This window comes from Pseudomonas sp. G11, from assembly GCF_029457515.1.
Lineage (GTDB): Bacteria > Pseudomonadota > Gammaproteobacteria > Pseudomonadales > Pseudomonadaceae > Aquipseudomonas > Aquipseudomonas gorinensis.
Window position 1 is genome coordinate 6563383 of sequence record NZ_CP120377.1, and the last position, 18899, is coordinate 6582281.

Here is an 18899-nt window from a genome sequence, read left to right on the forward strand (position 1 = left end):
GTAAAAGGGACAACCAGTCATGCACCATTTTGGTCAAAGCCTATCAGCAACTTTGGCTCCATGCGGTTGACGGTGTTTATCAGCAGTTCACTTACGTTGGCCATACCAACCAGCCTAGCGTCTCACCCGCGTGTTGCTCGCAGGGTCTGCATGGTGCCTCGCGGCGACCACACACCACAGAATCATGGGACTACATTGTCAGGAAGCTTCGCACCCCGCCGTTACCAGCGACGCACTATCCCTAGGCTACTTTTGGCTGAACAAAAGGTCTCGCGCCCCTCTACCTTGCGGTTTCCGGGTGAGACAATGACAGCTATGGCTTGCGCCCTATAGATAGGAGCAGGCCAGCTCTTTGGACACGATTTCCCATACCTCCCTCGCAGTGATTCAAAATCTGCAAGCTCAGTACGCATATCGTTCTGATGATTTCCAGAGAGAAAATCACGATATATAGGCGACATTACGCCGAATTCTAAGCACCTTGTGAGTGCCGGAAATCCGGGTTTTGACGCCCGGACTTCGGGTTTTTTAAGCTGTTTCTGCGGGAAAGTGATCACCGGTTCAACCGGTGATCACCTAAGATGTAGCCCGCTAGGTGCTTCTACCTATAGCGACTCTCGTCGCACTACATCATGCCGCCCATGCCACCCATGCCGCCCATGTCTGGCATACCGCCGCCAGCCTGGCCTTCTTTCTTCGGTAGATCAGCGATCGCTGCTTCGGTGGTCAGGATCAGACCGCCGATGGAGGATGCCGCTTGCAGCGCGGAACGAGTCACCTTGGTAGGGTCCAGGATGCCCATTTCGATCATGTCGCCATAGACGCCAGTCGCAGCGTTGTAACCGTAGTTACCTTTGCCGTTCTTGACTTCGTTGACCACTACGCTTGGCTCGTCGCCGGAGTTCGCAGCGATCTGACGCAGCGGTGCTTCAACAGCACGACGCAGCACAGCGATACCGACGTTCTGGTCAGCGTTGTCGCCGGTCAGGTCAGTCAGGGCTTCCAGAGCACGGATCAGCGCAACGCCACCGCCAGGTACCACGCCTTCTTCAACGGCTGCGCGGGTTGCGTGCAGGGCGTCTTCAACGCGGGCTTTCTTCTCTTTCATTTCAACTTCGGAACCCGCGCCAACCTTGATCACTGCAACGCCGCCGGACAGCTTGGCCAGACGCTCTTGCAGTTTTTCACGGTCGTAGTCGGAGGAAGTTTCGGCCACCTGGGCGCGGATCTGAGTGATACGCGACTGGATGTCCTGGTCTACGCCAGCACCGTCAACGATGATGGTGTTTTCCTTGGAGATGGTCACGCGCTTGGCGCTACCCAGGTTTTCCAGGGTGGCGCTTTCCAGGCTCAGGCCGATCTCTTCGGAGATAACGGTACCGCCGGTCAGGACGGCGATGTCCTGCAGCATGGCCTTGCGACGGTCGCCGAAGCCTGGAGCCTTGACGGCTGCAACTTTGACGATGCCACGCATGTTGTTTACAACCAGCGTCGCCAGGGCTTCGCCTTCAACGTCTTCGGAAACGATCAGCAGTGGGCGGCCAGCTTTGGCAACGGCTTCCAGCACTGGCAGCATTTCGCGGATGTTGGAGATTTTCTTGTCGACCAGCAGGATCAGCGGGCTGTCCAGCTCGGCAACCATGGTTTCTGGCTTGTTGACGAAGTACGGGGACAGGTAGCCACGGTCGAACTGCATGCCTTCAACAACCGACAGTTCGTTTTCCAGGCCAGTGCCTTCTTCAACGGTGATCACGCCTTCTTTACCGACTTTTTCCATGGCTTCGGCAATGATGTCGCCGATGGAGCTGTCGGAGTTGGCGGAGATGGTGCCTACCTGAGCGATAGCCTTGGTGTCAGCGCAAGGCTTGGACAGTTTTTTCAGCTCGGCGACGATAGCGATGGTCGCCTTGTCGATGCCGCGCTTGAGGTCCATCGGGTTCATGCCGGCAGCGACGGCCTTGTAGCCTTCGTTGACGATTGCCTGAGCCAGAACGGTGGCGGTGGTGGTGCCGTCGCCTGCGTCATCGTTGGCACGGGAGGCAACGTCTTTGACCAGCTGCGCGCCCATGTTTTCGAAACGGTCTTCCAGTTCGATTTCTTTAGCGACGGAAACGCCGTCCTTGGTGATGGTCGGAGCGCCGAAGCTCTTCTCGATGATCACGTTACGGCCTTTCGGGCCCAGGGTCGCTTTTACTGCGTCAGACAGGACGTTGACACCAACGAGCATTTTCTTGCGGGCGGAATCGCCGAATTTAACTTCTTTAGCAGCCATGATCGATATTCCTTAAATACTTTGTAGTAACGGGAAAATGAGCGGGGAAATCAGTCTTCCAGAACGGCGAGAATCTCGTTCTCAGCCATAACCAGAAGGTCTTCGCCGTCGACTTTCACAGTGTTGCTGCCGGAGTAAGGGCCGAATACGACTTTGTCACCGACTTTAACGGCCAGCGCACGTACGTCACCGTTTTCCAGAGTCTTGCCTGGGCCTGCAGCGACGATCACACCGTGGTTGGCTTTTTCAGCAGCCGAACCTGGCAGAACGATACCGCCAGCGGTTTTCTTTTCTTCTTCGCTGCGACGGATAACGACGCGGTCGTGCAGAGGACGAAGCTTGCTCATTGTCGATCTCTCCTAATTGTGTTTTTCATCGGCCGGTGTCAGTACCGGCAGGTTAAATCCGGCGGTGCCGGTCGCGGTTCGCTGGGCGAAACGCGGAAGTCTGTCTGGTGTCGCCACCAGAAACCTTGCGGTGACCGTTACATAAGGGCGCATCAGCTGATTACAAGGGGCGTGGAATGAATTTTTTTGCGTTTGCCAGTCCAGAAAAGCAACACGGCACCCGAAGGTGCCGTGTCGGTGAAGCGGTTATTTGCTGTCGCGATGCTCGAACTCGCCTTCGATCACATCACCTTCGCGCCCCAACGGCTGGCGTGGAGCCGGGCCGCCACGGGGTTGCAGGTCGTCGGCAAACGCGCGCTGGCGAATAGCAGCCTCTTCGGCGCGCTGGCGCATCTTGCCGGCCAGCAGCTTGCGGGTGAAGGGCAGCAACATGACCAGGCCGACCACATCGCTGATAAAGCCCGGCAGGATCAATAGGCCACCGGCCAAGGCCATCATCAGCCCTTCGAGCATGGTCTGGGCCGGCAATTCACCACGATTCAGGCTTTCACGGGCACGCAGCGCCGTGGCCAGGCCGGCGACGCGCAGTACCAGTACGCCGAGCATCGAGCCGAGAATGATCAACAGCAGAGCCGGGAAAAACCCGATCGCACCGCTGACTTGAACGAATACGAACAGCTCCAACACCGGGAACAGCAGAAAGAGCAATAAAAAAGGGCGCATCAAATTGTTTCCTCAACGCAAGAATGCCTTGCCAGTCCACCTTAGATGACGTCGCCATTTCGTGAATTCAAGCTTCAGCGCTGGCTTTTTTCGGCCAGACCTCGGCGTGAGCCAATAAAACCAAGGCCTCGCGCACTTGTGTCGGCGTGTTGCAAGGCTCGGCAAAGGGCAACCAGTGCAGGGCATGGCCGATACGCAGGTGCATGCCCTCGCTGTCGATGCCGGCCAGTTGCGCAGGCTCGTGGTTCGGCAGGCCGGCCAGTTCGACGTAATGCGCGATAGCCTTGGCGTGATCGCTGTTCATGTGCTCGATCATGCTGCGCTCGGCCGCACCAAAGAACGGATTGGCCAAGGTCAGTTGGTCGACCCAGTGAATCGCGCCAAACCCGCCGATATAACGATGGCGTACCGGCTTGAGGACCCAGAAGTCGAAATCGTGGGCCTTATGGTAGTTGGCCGACTCGGGGAAGTAGCGGTAATAGCGTTCGGCCGCCGCTTCAATCGCAGCGCCCTCCTCCAGCTTCTCGGCTTCGGCCAGGCAGGTCAGGCGCCCCACCGCCTGCACATCATCCGCTTCGCGCTCGCCGACCAGCAGTGAACACTTGGGATCTTTCTGCAGGTTGTGGGTGTGCTGGGCAATCCGGCTGATCAGGATCAGCGGCCGGCCTTCTGAGTCCAGGCAATAGGGCACCACCGAACCAAAGGGAAAGCCGGGCATGGCCTTGGACAATGTGGAGAGAGCCCCACGGTATTCCTTGAGCAACAGCTCTCGGGCGTTCTTGGCAACGTGCGCGCTCAACGTATGACTCCTCGGGTATTCGGCCGCCCTGGCCTATGGGAATGGATCTCAACCCAAGGTAATCAATATCCGCACAGGTTGCCAGCGGCACCCCGGCGGGCGGGTTCAAGCTGATTACCAGGCGACGCCAAAGCCTGCGGTGTAGCGGGTCTTGCTCAAGCTGCTTTCCGACTCGCCGCTGATAATGTCGCGTTCAGCCTTGAGGTTGAGCGAGGCCCACTCGGTGACTTTGTAGCGCAGGCCCATTTCCGCATCGAGGGAATATTCGGACGGGCCGCCGATGGGCTTGCCGACTTCGCCGTTGGTGAAGAACTCGACCGTCTTGCCGACCAGATAGCGGTTGTAGTTCCACTTCATTGCCAGGGAATAGAAGTTGTCCTTGCCGCCATCGGAGTATTCGTAATCGGTGCGGTTGACCAGCGACCCCAGCGAGAACGCCCCCAGCTCATCATCCCAGAACTGGTAGCCCGGGCCGGTGCCCACGGTGCGTTGACGGGACAGGTCTTCAACCTTGTCGCGCTTGTAGGTCAGGCGCCCCTGCCAGAACCAGTGCTCGGTCAGGAAGCGGTCGAGGTCGTACTCCAGGGCCCAGTTGTCGGTGGTGGTGACGTCGTCCTGGAACTCGCGGTTGTATTCGCCCTGCCCGGTGTGGCGCCATTGACCATGGCGCGCGATGGTCTTGAAGTCGATGTCGTAGTCGTTGGTGTCTTTCTCGGCACGCCTGTAGTCCAGTGCCATGTCGACATTGCCTTTCCATACCAGGTCTTCGATCACCGGCTTGGGCTTGATGATCTGCTGGATGCTCGCCAGTTCGACGGTCTTGGGCGCCTCGCCATTGGCCAGCACCACCTTGCCGTCATCGGCGGCCTTTAACGATTTAGCTTTCTCGCCGGTATAGGCATCCTGCTTGACCAGCAACTCCTGGTCACTCTCCAGGGTTTTCACCTGCTTCCAGTCCACCGGGATCGCGCCCGCGTAGTCAGTCTGGATCAGCAGCTTGCCACCGTCGAAGACTTTGATCTTGCCAGTCAGGCGGTCACCGTTCTTCAACCAGACGGTATCAGCCAGCAAGGGCGCGGAAGCGCTGAGAACAGCAAGGCACAGCAGGGTTCTGGGCAACATAAGCGATTAAGGAGCTCAAGATTGGCGAAAAAGGACGAATATCGTATTAGATAGCTACGACTGACTCGGGGATCTATATTGAGTTCAATACTCATCCGCATACTTATCAGACGCTTCTTACAAAACTACCCAGGATCCGAACGGATATACCCCCAGTGAACCCACCCAATGAAACCCCGCAAAGCCCCGCCGAGATGCGCCGCACCGCGCTTTACCTGACACTGGCGCAAGTACCCGAAGGTTGTGTGGTGAGCTACGGTGAACTGGCCCACCTCGCCGGGTTGGGGCGTGCGGCACGCTGGGTCGGACGCACGCTCAGCCAGTTGCCGCAGGACACTCGCCTGCCCTGGCACCGGGTGCTGGGTGCCGGCGGTCGGATAAGCCTGCCAGTGGGCAGTGCCTCAGGCGACGAGCAACGTGCGCGTTTGCGCAGCGAAGGTGTCACTATCCTGAACAATCGCGTGGATATTCAGCGTCATGGCTGGCGCCCGGTAGAGCACAGCGGTTAGAGTGCGCGCTTTGTTTCCGTGAATCTGAGGCAGACTCCAGCCCATGCCCCGTAAAACCTGGCGCGCCGCGCTCGCCGCCTATGCCAGCCCCTCGACGTTAGTGCTGTTGTTGCTCGGCTTTGCCGCCGGCTTGCCTTACATGTTGGTGTTCTCGACGCTTTCAGTATGGTTGCGCGAGGCCGGTGTGGCCCGCGAGACCATCGGCTATGCGAGCCTGATCGGTTTGGCGTATGCCTTCAAATGGGTGTGGTCGCCGCTGCTCGACCAATGGCGCCTGCCGCTGCTCGGCAAACTCGGACGTCGTCGTTCCTGGCTGGTACTGGCCCAGTCGCTGGTGATCCTCGGATTGATCGGCATGGGGTTCTGCGACCCGCAGAAACACCTGTCCTGGCTGATTGCCATTGCGGTCGTGGTCGCCTTTGCATCGGCCACCCAGGATATCGCGGTCGACGCCTATCGCCTGGAAATCGCCGATGACAGCCGCCAGGCAGCCCTGGCGGCCAGCTATATGTCCGGTTATCGCATTGCCGCCCTGCTGGCCACGGCGGGTGCGCTGTTCTTCGCCGAAGGCTTCGGCTCCACCGGTTTCAACTATAAGCACTCGGCGTGGACCGGCACCTATGTCCTGTTCGGTGTGCTGATGATCCCGGCGCTGCTGACCACCCTGTTCATGCGCGAACCCAATGTGCCATTGCGCACCCAGTTGCAGGCGGGGCGCTACAGTTTCGTGCATCAATTGGTGTCGGTGTTCGTGCTGATCGTGCTGCTGGTGTCGGTACCGGCCATGTTCACCCAGCTGTACAACACCGATTTCGCCAGCGTGCTGTTTCACGGCGTGAGCCTGTGGGAATTGCTGATGGAAGACCGCGCCTTCCTGCGCGCCATCCTGTACATCACCCTCACCGCGTTGTGCCTGTCGGCCATGGGCCGTCGCGGCCTGGCGCCGGTGCTGACACCGGTCAACGACTTTATCCTGCGCTACCGCTGGCAGGCGTTGCTGCTGCTCGGGCTGATCGCCACCTACCGCATGTCCGACACGGTGATGGGCGTAATGGCCAACGTGTTCTACATCGACCAGGGCTTTACCAAGGACCAGATCGCCGGGGTCAGCAAGATCTTCGGCCTGATCATGACCCTGCTCGGCGCCGGCATGGGCGGCCTGCTGATCGTGCGCTTCGGTATCCTGCCGATCCTGTTTATCGGCGGCGTCGCCTCGGCCGGTACCAACCTGCTGTTCGTGATGCTCGCCGACATGGGCCCGGACCTGCAGATGCTGATCTTCACCATCTCGCTGGATAACTTCAGCTCGGGCCTGGCCACCTCGGCGTTTGTCGCCTACCTGTCGAGCCTGACCAACCTCAAGTTCTCCGCCACCCAATATGCGTTGCTCAGCTCGATCATGCTGTTGCTGCCACGCCTGATCGGCGGCTATTCGGGGGTGATGGTAGAGAAGTTCGGCTATCACAACTTCTTCCTGATCACCTGCGTGCTGGGTGTACCGACGCTGCTGCTGATTGCGCTGCACTGGTACCAGGAGAATCGGCGCATTCGGTTGAGCCCGCCCGCCGAAGACTGACAGAGCCACCCCCTGTAGGAGCGAGCTGGCTCGCGAAGAAGTCACAGACACCGCGTTTATCCCGGTTTCCCGCGTCATCGTTGACGATCTTCGCGAGCCAGCTCGCTCCTACAGGCAGCCCAACATTCTGATGCCTGTACGGCGGCAGTTTGCGCCCGTACAATCCCAAGTCATTTCAAGTTCAAGCAACCGACAACGGCCTACCATGCGTACCAGTCAATATTTGCTCGCCACACAGAAAGAAACGCCTTCCGATGCGGTCGTGATCAGCCATCAGCTGATGCTGCGCGCCGGTATGATCCGCAAGCTGGCCTCCGGCCTGTACACCTGGCTGCCCATGGGCTTGAAGGTGATGCGCAAGGTCGAAGCGATCGTTCGCGAAGAAATGAACGCCGCCGGCTCTCTGGAAGTGTTGATGCCGAGCACCCAACCGGCCGAGTTGTGGCAGGAATCCGGGCGCTGGGAAGAGTACGGCCCTGAGTTGCTGCGCTTCAAGGATCGGCATGGCCGCGACTTTTGTGCGGGCCCGACCCACGAAGAAGTGATCACCGACCTGATGCGCAACGAGTTGAGCAGCTACAAGCAGCTGCCCCTCAACCTGTACCAGATCCAGACTAAATTCCGTGATGAAATCCGCCCACGCTTCGGCTTGATGCGTGGCCGCGAGTTCATCATGAAGGACGCGTATTCGTTCCACGCCGACCAGGCTTCGTTGCAGGTCACCTACGACCGCATGCATACCGCCTACTGCAACGTGTTTACGCGCCTGGGCCTGAAATTCCGCCCGGTTGAAGCGGACAACGGCTCCATCGGCGGCGCCGGCTCCCACGAGTTCCACGTACTGGCCGAGTCCGGCGAAGACGATATCGTGTTCAGCAACGGTTCCGACTACGCGGCGAACATCGAGAAAGCCGAAGCCGTGCCACGGGAAACGTCCCGTCCAGCCCCGGCAGAAGAGCTGCGCCTGGTCGACACCCCGGAGACCAAGACCATTGCGGCCCTGGTGGAAAAATTCAATCTGCCGATTGAAAAGACCATCAAGACCCTGATCGTGCATGCCGAAGAAAAAGGCAAGCTGATCGCCCTGGTCATCCGCGGCGACCACGAACTCAACGAAATCAAAGCCGCCCAGCAACCTGGCGTGGCCAGCCCGCTGGTCATGGCCTCCGATGCCGAACTGCGTGACGCCATTGGCGCCGGCGCCGGCTCCCTGGGCCCGCTGAACCTGCCACTGCCGATCATCATCGACCGTTCGGTCGAGCTGATGAGCGACTTCGGTATCGGCGCGAACATCGACGACAAGCACTACTTCGGCGTGAATTGGGAGCGCGACCTGCCAGTACCGACCGTGGCCGACCTGCGTAACGTGGTGGCCGGCGACCCAAGCCCGGATGGCAAGGGCACCCTGGAAATCAAACGCGGCATCGAAGTGGGGCATATCTTCCAGCTGGGTAACAAGTACAGCAAGGCGATGAAGTGCGAAGTGCTGGGCGAGAACGGCAAGCCGATCACCCTGGAGATGGGTTGCTACGGCATTGGCGTTTCGCGCGTGGTTGCCGCTGCGATCGAGCAGAACAACGACGAGAAAGGCATTATCTGGAGTGACGCCCTGGCGCCGTTCCAGGTGGCCCTGGTGCCGCTGCGCTATGAAACCGAGCAAGTCCGCGAAGCCACCGACAAACTGTATGCCGAACTGACGGCAGCCGGTTTTGAAGTGCTGCTGGACGACCGCGACAAGAAAACCAGCCCGGGCATCAAGTTCGCCGATATGGAACTGATTGGCATCCCGCACCGGATCGTGGTCAGTGACCGCGGCCTGGCCGATGGCAATCTCGAATACAAGAGCCGGACCGAAGCCGAAGCCCAACCGTTGCCGGTGGCTGACGTGCTGTCTTTCCTCCAGGCGCGTATTCGTCGCTGAAAACCAGATCAAGAGAAGTCATGTTCAAGCGAAACACCAGAGCCCTGGGGGGCGCCGCCTTGTGCGGCGCCCTGCTTGTCAGCGGCTGCGCCAACCAGATGTCGCAACGCAGTGAGCACGAGGAGCGGGTCGAGCGGAAATTGCTCGACCACAGCCTGCAGATCGATGTCGGCGAACCCAAAGTGCTGGAGCTGCCGCAACGCCGGGTTCGCATTCATGAGCAGAAGACCTTCGAGGTCACCGAGTTCGAAGTCACCCGTCGTTACGACCGCTACACCCCTTACCAACCCTGGCGCAAACTCTATGAGATGCCCTTGGGAGCTGTTGCCCTTGTGGCGGGCGCGGGCGCGAACGTGGCGAATATCTTTGCCCTGGGGCACTTGCCCACCAGCATGACCCATGACTGGCTGACCTACGGCGTGGACGGGCTCAACCCGTTCATGAACGTGCAATCCCATGGCCGTGCGCAACAGAACCTGGCGGGTATTGATGAAGTCCAGCGCGACAAGCGTGTGGAATATTCGAGCCTGCCCTGGAGCGAGCGTCCGGTACAGGTCACCGCCGGCCGGCAAGTGCATGAGCTGACCACCGACCGTAATGGCGTGCTGCGCCTGAACCTGTTGGACAGCCCGTTCGCCGAGCAGGACTTGAACCGCATCACGACCTTGAAGATCAGCGTGGAAGATGGCCAGGACGACGTGCATTCGGACTCGACCCTGGCGATCAGCAACACCCTGCGCGGCAAGCTGCTGGAAGCGCATGCCCTGATCTACGACGACCTGGAAGATGACGAAGTCAGCCAATGGGTGCATCGGGTCAAGCGCCTGTCGGAACTGGGCCTGGAAGAAGAAGCCAGCGAGCTGGAACAAAGCCTGATTGAACTGACCCGCAATGATCCGGAGTTGCAACAGGAATTCCTGCAAGCGCTGACCAAGGATGCGGGGCGCTTGGTGGCGGATCCCGGCGCACGCTGATACTTCGGAAACGCTTAGATCTAAATGGGTGAGGGCAAGCCCGAATGCCATTCAGTTAAGGCTTTTTTGTAGGAGCGAGCTTGCTCGCTCCTACAGAAGGCGATGTACGCTTGACTGAACAGCATTAGGGCTTGCCCCCTCCCACATTTTGTTCCCGGTTTCTACCAAGAGAACTCTAACTGTTCGTTGCCACCACTCAGGTCGAGCAACCGCACCCCAACCCCCAGCAACCGCACCGGTTTGCCACCGCGATTGAATGCCTGGGTCATCAGCTGTTGATAACTCTCCAGGTCCCGCCCTGCCCCGGCCTGCTCCAGCGTGGTCTGGGTAAAGTCATGAAACTTCACCTTCACGAACGGCTTGCCCGCGCGGTAACTGCTGTCGATGCGCGCCATGCGCCCGGCCAGGGTTTCCATCAATTCGGGGAGTTTCGCCAGGCAACTTGAGAGATCTGGCAGGTCAACATCATAGGTATTTTCCACACTGATCGATTGCCGGCGGCTGTCATTCTGCACCGCCCGCTCATCAATCCCACGGGCCAGACTCCACAGCCGTTCACCAAAACTGCCAAATTCGCGCACCAGTGCCAGCTTGTTCCACTCGCGCAACTGCAAGCAGTCTTCAATGCCCAGGCGCGCAAGCTTGTCCGCCGTCACCTTGCCAACGCCATGCAGCTTGCTCACGCGCAACTGGGAGACAAAGTCTTCGACCTGGTCGGGGGTGATCACGAACAGGCCGTTGGGTTTCTTCCAGTCGCTGGCGATCTTGGCCAGGAATTTATTCGGCGCCACCCCGGCGGACACGGTGATGTGCAGTTGGTTGGAAACCCTGCGGCGAATGTCCTGGGCGATACGCGTGGCACTGCCGCCAAAGTGCGGGCTGTCAGAGACATCCAGGTAGGCTTCATCCAGCGACAGCGGTTCGATCAGGTCGGTGTAGTCGCGAAAGATCGTCTGGATTTCCTTCGACGCTTCTTTATAGGCATCCATGCGCGGCTTGACGATGGTCAGGTCCGGGCAGAGCTTCAGGGCATGGTGAGAGGACATCGCCGAACGCACGCCATAGGCCCGCGCTTCGTAGTTGCAGGTGGCAATCACACCACGCCGATCGGCCGCGCCCCCTACCGCCAGCGGCTTTTGCGCCAGGCTCGGGTCATCGCGCATCTCGATGGCGGCGTAGAAGCAATCACAGTCGACGTGGATGATTTTGCGCTGCGTCATATAAAGGGTGTAGTTCAACGGGTGACCAGTATCGCACTCACCCCTGTATATAGCACCAGTAGTTTGATTCTTCCGTCTGAGCGGTAGGAAAAATCCAAGGTGAATTTATTTTTTCAATCGAGATTGTCCGCCCAATAGAGCTGAAACCCTCAGCCAGACTGGGCCCGAGCGTACCGAGCTACGCGCTTGGAGAGCTAAGCAATTGAACCACAAGCGCTTTTCTTCAATTCACAGGTTGACACACCCGCGTTCCTCTGTAGAATGCCGACACACAGACGCGGGATGGAGCAGTCTGGTAGCTCGTCGGGCTCATAACCCGAAGGTCGTCGGTTCAAATCCGGCTCCCGCAACCAAACATCAAAAAAGGCTACTCGAAAGAGTGGCCTTTTTTGTGCGTGTCTGTTTTGTGTCTGTATGAAAATTGTAAGACAAAAAAATCTTTACTCATCGCGCACTTACCTTCCGCGGTCGACCTCCCCCCTCTCATTTCACACTTATTTGACCCATCGGCCCATTAACGGTTGACACCTCGCCGCTGGACTGTAGAATGCCGCCCACAGACGCGGGATGGAGCAGTCTGGTAGCTCGTCGGGCTCATAACCCGAAGGTCGTCGGTTCAAATCCGGCTCCCGCAACCAAACATCAAAGAAGGCTACTCGAAAGAGTGGCCTTTTTTGTATCCGGTGAAAAAGCTCTTCTGAAACAATGGCATGGCATCTTTCATGAAACCGTATAGGGTTTATAGAGTCCATTCCATTGCACACTATGCTTAATCCTCTACGACCAATGGCCGCAGTCGCCGCCCCCGGCGATACGCGTTAATATTTGTAATTATTTTGTCCATAGGGATTGGTAACTTGGCTGGATACCTCCATCCTGTCGCGCACAATCCACGAGGTGATTGATGCGCGCCAACTCGTCTGAACCACAAGACTCCGTCACAGCAGAACAACCGATCACTCCCACCCGTTTGCGCTGGCTGGATCTGTTGAGCAAATATCGCCAACCCATCGGGCTGGCAGTAACCTTGTTGCTGTTTGCAATCGCCCTCGTCGCCTGCCGCCACCTGCTGCTGGAGCTGGACCTCTACGCCCTCCACGACTCGATCCTGGAAGTGCCCAAGCCTTCACTGCTCGGCGCATTCGCCGCCGCCGTCGCCGGTTTCATCATTCTGTTGGGCTATGAGTTTTCCGGCGCGCGCTATGCCGGCGTAAAACTACCTGCCAAGACCCTGGCCCTCGGCGGCTTCACTGCCTTTGCGATCGGTAATGCCATTGGCCTGTCGATGCTCTCGGGCGGTTCGGTACGCTACCGTTTATATGCACGCCACGGTATCGGCGCTTCAGAAGTCGCTCATATGACCGTGTTCGCCAGCCTGGCCCTGGGCTGCGCCCTGCCGCCGCTGGCTGCATTGGCCACTTTGAGCAACTTGCCTGCTGCGTCCACCGCCCTGCATGTATCGCAAGGTTTGCTCGGCGCTATTGCCGGTGCCGTGCTGCTGTTGTCGGCCGCACTGTGCATCGGCATTTATCGCCGTCGCCTGCCGGAGCAACCCTACCCGGACAACCTGCTGGTCAAAGTGGGCCGCCGCACGCTGCGCCTGCCCGGCCGACGCCTGACGTTCCTGCAACTGATCATCACCGCGCTGGACGTCGCCGCCGCCGCCACCGTCCTTTATATGCTGCTGCCGGAAGCGCCGCCCTTCGGCCCGTTCCTGCTGGTGTACCTGCTGGCCCTGGCCGCTGGCGTGCTCAGCCATGTGCCGGGTGGCGTGGGGGTATTCGAGGCCATCCTGCTGGCCGCCTTCGCCGACAAACTGGGGGCCGCCCCCTTGGCCGCCGCCCTGCTGCTGTACCGCATGATCTACGTGGTGCTGCCGCTGCTGATCGCCTGTGTGTTCCTGCTGGTCAACGAGGCACAGCGCCTGTTCCAGACCCAACAGAGCCTGCGAGTGGCCTCGGGCCTGGCGGCGCCGGTGTTGGCCGTACTGGTTTTTTTGTCCGGCGTGGTCCTGCTGTTTTCCGGCGCCACGCCCGAAATCGACTCGCGCCTGGAAAACATCGGCTTCCTGATTCCCCACCGCCTGATTGACGCTTCGCACTTCGGTGCCAGCCTGATCGGCGTGCTGTGCCTGTTGCTGGCCCAAGGCCTGCGCCGCCGTTTGTCCGCAGCCTGGATGCTGACGATGGTGCTGTTGCTGACCGGCGCCCTGCTTTCACTGCTCAAGGGGTTCGACTGGGAAGAAGCCAGCCTGATGACCATGACCGCCGTGTTGCTGGCCATTTTCCGGCGCTCGTTCTACCGGGCCAGCCGCCTGACCGAGCTACCGTTCTCGCCGCTCTACCTGGTGGCCAGCGTATGCGTGCTGGGTGCGTCGATCTGGCTGCTGCTGTTCGCTTATCAAGACGTGCCTTACAGCCACCAACTGTGGTGGCAGTTCACCCTGGATGCCAACGCCCCACGCGGCCTGCGCTCGCTGCTGGGTGCCGCCGTGCTGCTGGTGATCGTGTCGCTGACCTGGCTGCTGCGCACGGCGCGCCCGGTGATCCACCTGCCGACCGCGGAGGAGTTGGAGCGTGCCACCAAAATCCTGATGGCCTCGTCGCAGCCCGACGGTGGCCTGGCACTGACCGGTGACAAGGCGCTACTGTTCCACCCCAACGACGAGGCCTTCCTGATGTATGCCCGTCGCGGGCGCAGCCTGGTGGCCCTGTACGACCCGATCGGCCCGACCCAACCCCGCGCCGAGATGATCTGGCAGTTCCGTGACCTGTGCGACATCCACCATGCGCGCCCGGTGTTCTATCAGGTGCGGGCGGAGAACCTGCCGTACTACATGGACATCGGCCTGACCGCGATCAAGCTGGGCGAAGAAGCCCGGGTCGACCTGAAACGCTTTGACCTGGAAGCCAAGGGCAAAGAGATGAAGGATTTGCGCTACACCTGGAACCGTGGCACCCGGGACGGCCTGTCCCTGGAAATCCATGAACCCGGTACCGCACCGATGGACGAACTCAAGGTCATTTCCGACGCCTGGCTGACCGGCAAGAACGTGCGGGAAAAAGGCTTTTCCCTGGGCCGCTTCAGCGACGACTACCTCAAGCACTTCCGTATCGCGATCATTCGCTTCGAAGGGCACCCGGTAGCCTTTGCCAACCTGCTCGAGACCTACAACCACGACCTGGCCAGTCTCGACCTGATGCGCGCCCACCCGGACGCGCCAAAGCTGACCATGGAGTTCATGATGGTCGGCCTGATTCAACACTATAAGAGCCACGGCTATGCCCGCTTCAGCCTCGGCATGGTGCCGTTGTCGGGCCTGCAACCGCGACGCGGTGCGCCGCTGACCCAACGCTTGGGCTCAATGGTGTTCCGTCGTGGCGAGCAACTGTATAACTTCCAAGGGTTACGCCGCTTCAAAGACAAGTTCCAGCCTGACTGGGAACCCCGTTACATGGCCGTGCCCGCGGGACTTGATCCGCTGGTTGCACTGGCCGATACCGCCGCCCTGATCGCGGGCGGCTTGACTGGATTGGTGAAACGCTGATGATTCGACGCTCCTGGCGGTATGTATTGGCCTTTGTAGTGCTGCTCGCCCTGGTCCTGGGTGGCGGCTATTGGTACTGGAACCGCCCTGCCCCGCAGCCAACCCTGGAACAACTGCCCCAGGCCGACGGCTCGGTGATGACCCGCGTGACCCCGGCCGGTACGGCGAAAGCCCGGGTCGCCGTGGCCGTGATGGCCGACGAAACCCTGACCGACAGCCAACTGATAGCCCTGAGCCAGGGCGGCAAGGCACAGATTGTCCAGGTGATCCTGCCCAAGGACGACTGCAAGCTGCAGGAACAAGCACTGCAAGGCGCCCTGGGCCAGCTCAATGGCCCGGCGACGCTGGTCAGCGGCATTGGCCCTGGCGCCGCCCTCGCCTGGCGCTGGCTGGCCACACAGAACGACGACAAGGCCAATGCCATTTCCGTCGGCTTCGCCCTGGTGCAGGAAGGCTGCAAGGACCCGCTGCCGAAAACATCCGCCCATGGCAACTGGCTGGTCGCATGGAATGACAACCCCGACGATGAAAGCGCCAGTTTCGTCCGCGACACACCGCGCGCCACCACCAGCATCAGCGACTACGACATTCACTACCCGCAAGTGCTGAACAACGAACTGCGCAAGCAACTGGTGGGCTCGGACAACGGCGGCCTGGCGATTCCCGTCGTGGAAGTGCCGGCAGGCCAGGCCAAGGACACCGTGACCCTGTTCCTGTCCGGCGATGGCGGCTGGCGTGACCTGGACCGCGACGTGGCCGGCGAGATGGCCAAGATCGGCTATCCGGTCGTAGGCATCGACACCCTGCGCTACTACTGGCAGCACAAGACCCCGGAACAAAGCGCCAAGGACCTCACCGAGCTGATGCAACACTACCGGCAGAAGTGGGGCACCAAGCGTTTCGTGCTTACCGGTTATTCGTTCGGTGCCGACGTCCTGCCAGCGATCTACAACCGCATGCCGGAAAACGAACAGCAGCGCGTCGACGCAATCATCCTGCTGGCGTTCGCCCGCACCGGCAGCTTTGAAATCGAAGTAGAAGGCTGGCTGGGCAATGCCGGCAAGGAAGCCGCGACCGGCCCGGAAATGGCCAAGCTGCCGGCTGATAAAGTGGTGTGCATCTACGGTGCCGAAGAGGTCGACGAGAGCGGCTGTACCGACAAGACCGCCGTGGGCGAGGCTGTGAAGCTGCCAGGCGGGCATCACTTCGACGAAAACTACCCGGCGCTGGCCAAGCGTTTGGTGGATATCATCGTCAAGCACCAGGCCAAGGCCGAATAAACCCGAGCCTTACACAAATCAAACTGTGGGAGGGGGCTTGCCCCCGATAGCTGAGTGTCAGTCAATAATGCTGTGACTGACCTACCGCTATCGGGGTGCAGCCCCCTCCCACAGTTGTTTTGCGGTGTTAGTAAAATCTAGCGCGGCTCGATGTGGGCAATCATCAGTTGCACGGTTTCATTCCCCCGAAACTCGTTCACGTCCAGCTTGTAGGCCAACTCCACCCAACGCACCGTCGGGTTCGGCCACACTTCGCGGTCCACTCCAAACGCAATGCCATCAAGCTTCACCGACCCGCATTCGGTCTTGAGCACCACTTTCAGGTGTCGCTCCCCCACCACTCGCTGCTCCACCAACTGGAACACGCCGTGAAACAACGGCTCGGGAAAGTGCTGCCCCCACGGCCCGGCATGCCGCAGCGCGCGGGCCAGTTCGAGGTGAAACTCCTCAACCGCCAGGGTGCCATCGGACAGCAACCGGCCGGTGAGGTCTTCCTCGCGCAATTGCCGACGTACTTCAGCGTCAAAGGCTTCGGCAAACAGGGGAAAATTCGCCTCGGGCAGCGTCAGCCCCGCCGCCATGGCATGGCCGCCGTACTTGGCGATCAGGTTCGGATGCTGGCTGGCGACTACCGCCAGGGCATCACGGATGTGGAAGCCCGGCACAGAGCGCCCCGAGCCCTTGAGCAGGCCATCACCGGCGTCGGCGAAGGCAATGGTCGGGCGGAAATAACGCTCTTTCATGCGCGACGCCAGAATGCCGATCACCCCTTGATGCCACTCCGGATCGAACAGGCACAAGCCATAGGGCATCGAGTCCACCGGCAAGTCCTTGAGCTGGGCCAGGGCCTCGCGCTGCATGCCTTGCTCGATGGATTTGCGGTCCTGGTTCATACCGTCCAATTGCGCAGCCATTTCCCGAGCCGCAGCAAAATCGCTGGTCAGCAGGCATTCGATACCCAGGCTCATATCATCCAGGCGCCCGGCAGCGTTCAACCGGGGGCCGAGGATAAAACCCAGGTCGGTGGACGTGATGCGCGCCGCATCGCGCTTGGCGACCTCGAGAATCGCCTTGATCCCTGGCCGCGCACGACCGGCGCGAATACGTTCCAGGCCCTGATGGACCAGGATGCGGTTGTTGGCGTCCAGCGGTACAACGTCAGCGACGCTGCCCAGGGCGACCAGGTCGAGCAACTCCCCAATGTTCGGCTGCGCTTTGTTCTCGTACCAGCCCAAACTGCGCAAGCGCGCACGCAGGGCCATCAGCACGTAGAAGATCACGCCTACGCCGGCCAATGCCTTGCTGGGGAACTCACAGCCTGGCTGGTTCGGGTTGACGATGGCGTCCGCCGCCGGCAATTCATCCCCCGGTAAGTGGTGGTCGGTGACCAGCACCTTAAGCCCCGCCGCTTTCGCCGCCGCCACGCCCTCGACACTGGAGATGCCGTTGTCCACCGTGATCAACAACTGCGGCTCGCGCTGCAGGGCGACGGCGACAATTTCCGGGGTCAGGCCATAGCCGTATTCGAAACGGTTGGGCACCAGGTAATCGACATGGGCCGCACCCAGCAGCCGCAGGCCCAGGGTGCCCACCGTGCTGGCGGTGGCGCCATCGGCGTCGAAGTCGCCGACGATCAGGATGCGCTGGCGTTGCTGCAATGCAGCCACCAACAGGTCTACCGCCGCGTCGATGCCCTTGAGCTGCTGGAAGGGAATCAACCGCGCCAGGCTTTTATCCAGCTCCGCCTCGGACTGCACCCCGCGTGCGGCATAGAGGCGGGTCAACAGCGGTGGCAATTCACCCAGGAAGGGCATGACGGCGGGTAATGGGCGAGGATCGATACGCATGGGGTGACGGGAGCTTCTCTGCTGATACAACGGTTAAACAACACGGCTGAAAGCGACACGGGTCAACGGTGGGAGGGGCGGTGCGACAATTCGAATGGCTCCCGGCAGCGGCGCAGCAGTGACTGCAACTTGACCGGCGCCAGCGTCATCGGGAGCACGCCGCCTCCCACATTTTTCAACCGCGCTCGCCGACCAGCCATTGCAGTTGCACTTCGTGCTGGCCGCGGTCATCAGTCACGAAGATCGTGCCCTCACTGATCATCACGTCCCACTTGATCACGCGCGGCATGTCCTTGGCCAAGGTCTCGAGGACTTCCTGCGGCACGGCAGCGATGTGCACGTTCTTCATACTTTTCGCCGCCGGCACCACCTTGCCTTCCCACACGCGCAGGCTGCCATAGGCGAGCAAACTGGTACGTTCGGCGCGGCGCGAGCACCAGGTCAGGCGGTCGACATCGGGCTGGCCGACTTCGATCCAGTGTAAAACCCGATCATCCAGGCTTTTTTCCCACAGGGCCGGCTCGTCTACATCCGAGAGGCCACGGCCGAACGACACCTGTTCGCTGTACCACAGCGCGTAGGCCAGCAGGCGCACGGTCATACGCTCTTCGGTTTCCGATGGGTGGCGGGCGATGGTCTGTTTGACGCTCTCGTACACCGAGCGATCGAGGTCGGTGAGGTTGAGTTCGAATTTATAGGTCGTGGACGGCTGGGCCATGAACGGGCTTCTAGAGACAGGGAAAGGCGGCCAGTCTAACCGAT

14 protein-coding genes and 2 tRNA genes are annotated in these 18899 nt (G+C 60.3%); 8 read left to right on the forward strand and 8 right to left on the reverse strand.

Annotation, left to right across the window (positions count from 1 at the left end; translation table 11 throughout):
- Positions 1-625: 625 nt before the first annotated feature.
- From groL to P2T68_RS30260, 5 genes are all read right to left on the reverse strand, one after another.
- Positions 626-2272, reverse strand: coding sequence for a chaperonin GroEL (gene groL, locus P2T68_RS30240; RefSeq protein WP_024077214.1), 1647 nt, complete (start codon positions 2270-2272; stop codon positions 626-628).
- A 50-nt stretch (positions 2273-2322) separates the two neighbouring features.
- Positions 2323-2619, reverse strand: coding sequence for a co-chaperone GroES (locus P2T68_RS30245; protein ID WP_003175874.1), 297 nt, complete (start codon positions 2617-2619; stop codon positions 2323-2325).
- Between the two features lie 246 nt (positions 2620-2865).
- On the reverse strand, positions 2866-3342 hold the full coding sequence (locus P2T68_RS30250) for an FxsA family protein (protein WP_024077215.1): 477 nt from the start codon (positions 3340-3342) through the stop codon (positions 2866-2868).
- A 67-nt stretch (positions 3343-3409) separates the two neighbouring features.
- Complete coding sequence (locus tag P2T68_RS30255; RefSeq protein WP_024077216.1) at positions 3410-4141, reverse strand: DUF2470 domain-containing protein; 732 nt, start codon at positions 4139-4141, stop codon at positions 3410-3412.
- Positions 4142-4255: 114 nt separating this feature from the next.
- Entirely contained in the window at positions 4256-5263 is a 1008-nt protein-coding gene (locus tag P2T68_RS30260; protein WP_024077217.1) for a DUF481 domain-containing protein, read from the reverse strand.
- Between the two features lie 194 nt (positions 5264-5457).
- Here P2T68_RS30260 and P2T68_RS30265 point away from each other — a divergent pair, with 194 nt between their 5' ends.
- The 4 genes from P2T68_RS30265 to P2T68_RS30280 all read left to right on the forward strand — a co-directional run bounded on the left by P2T68_RS30265 (position 5458) and on the right by P2T68_RS30280 (position 10243).
- Complete coding sequence (locus P2T68_RS30265) at positions 5458-5772, forward strand: MGMT family protein (protein ID WP_206379640.1); 315 nt, start codon at positions 5458-5460, stop codon at positions 5770-5772.
- Between the two features lie 43 nt (positions 5773-5815).
- Positions 5816-7348 (forward strand): AmpG family muropeptide MFS transporter, encoded by a 1533-nt coding sequence (locus tag P2T68_RS30270; RefSeq protein WP_024077219.1) that lies wholly within the window; start codon positions 5816-5818, stop codon positions 7346-7348.
- A gap of 205 nt (positions 7349-7553) precedes the next feature.
- The gene (locus P2T68_RS30275; RefSeq protein WP_024077220.1) at positions 7554-9269 is read left to right on the forward strand and encodes a proline--tRNA ligase; all 1716 of its coding nucleotides are present in this window, start codon (positions 7554-7556) and stop codon (positions 9267-9269) included.
- Positions 9270-9289: 20 nt separating this feature from the next.
- A complete protein-coding gene (locus P2T68_RS30280) occupies positions 9290-10243 on the forward strand; it encodes a hypothetical protein (protein ID WP_024077221.1) in 954 nt (317 codons plus the stop codon).
- Between the two features lie 161 nt (positions 10244-10404).
- Here P2T68_RS30280 and dinB read toward each other — a convergent pair whose 3' ends face one another.
- Positions 10405-11463: a DNA polymerase IV gene (dinB, locus tag P2T68_RS30285; protein ID WP_069076905.1), complete on the reverse strand. Its 1059-nt coding sequence runs from the start codon at positions 11461-11463 to the stop codon at positions 10405-10407.
- 276 nt (positions 11464-11739) lie between these two features.
- Here dinB and P2T68_RS30290 point away from each other — a divergent pair.
- The 4 genes from P2T68_RS30290 to P2T68_RS30305 all read left to right on the forward strand — a co-directional run bounded on the left by P2T68_RS30290 (position 11740) and on the right by P2T68_RS30305 (position 16290).
- Positions 11740-11816: transfer RNA gene (locus P2T68_RS30290), tRNA-Met, on the forward strand.
- 208 nt (positions 11817-12024) lie between these two features.
- A tRNA-Met gene (locus P2T68_RS30295) sits at positions 12025-12101 on the forward strand.
- Positions 12102-12367: 266 nt separating this feature from the next.
- Complete coding sequence (gene mprF / locus P2T68_RS30300) at positions 12368-15010, forward strand: bifunctional lysylphosphatidylglycerol flippase/synthetase MprF (protein WP_024077224.1); 2643 nt, start codon at positions 12368-12370, stop codon at positions 15008-15010.
- Positions 15010-16290: an AcvB/VirJ family lysyl-phosphatidylglycerol hydrolase gene (locus P2T68_RS30305; RefSeq protein WP_024077225.1), complete on the forward strand. Its 1281-nt coding sequence runs from the start codon at positions 15010-15012 to the stop codon at positions 16288-16290. The genes mprF and P2T68_RS30305 overlap by 1 nt, the downstream gene beginning before the upstream one ends.
- 137 nt (positions 16291-16427) lie before the next feature.
- Here P2T68_RS30305 and recJ read toward each other — a convergent pair whose 3' ends face one another.
- Both recJ and P2T68_RS30315 read right to left on the reverse strand, forming a co-directional pair.
- Positions 16428-18137, reverse strand: a complete 1710-nt coding sequence (recJ, locus tag P2T68_RS30310) for a single-stranded-DNA-specific exonuclease RecJ (protein ID WP_277378682.1) — start codon at positions 18135-18137, stop codon at positions 16428-16430.
- Positions 18138-18312: 175 nt separating this feature from the next.
- Positions 18313-18855 (reverse strand): YaeQ family protein, encoded by a 543-nt coding sequence (locus tag P2T68_RS30315; protein WP_024077227.1) that lies wholly within the window; start codon positions 18853-18855, stop codon positions 18313-18315.
- Positions 18856-18899: the final 44 nt, after the last annotated feature.